Annotated in this window: 1 pseudogene; it reads right to left on the bottom strand. The window is 57.0% G+C overall.

Annotated features, from left to right (window positions below):
* Window positions 1-377: pseudogene (locus tag Q0X97_RS11845) on the bottom strand (type IV secretion protein Rhs); the annotation flags it as partial.

Below are 377 nucleotides of genomic sequence, written 5' to 3'. Positions count from 1 at the left end.
GTCGTAGCCGTAGCTGCGTTTGACGGCGGTTTGGCCGTAACCCGCCGCTACTTTGCTTTTGCCTTTGCCGCTTTCAGACAGGCCGTTGAGTGCGGCAATCTGTTTTTTCAGACGGCCTAGCGGGTCTAGTTCGTAGCGGCTGGTTAAGGCACCCTGTGTCCTTTGGATTTCGCGGTGCAGTTTGTCGCGTTCGATGTCGCTGATGACTTCGCCGTCGAGGTTGATTTGGTGCAGGTGGCCGCTGCCGTAATACAGGTAGTTGATTTGGCGGCCGTCGGGCAGTACGGTGGTGGTGCGGTTGCCGTTGAAGTCGTAATGGTAGTGGATGCTGTCGGTAATCGGTTGGAACAGCATATCGTACTGCGGGTCGCGCCAGT

The organism is Neisseria sp. MVDL19-042950 (assembly GCF_030504625.1).
Classification (GTDB): Bacteria; Pseudomonadota; Gammaproteobacteria; order Burkholderiales; family Neisseriaceae; genus Neisseria.
Note: the sequence above shows the minus strand (reverse complement) of the source record. Positions and strands in the feature narration are given on the sequence as shown.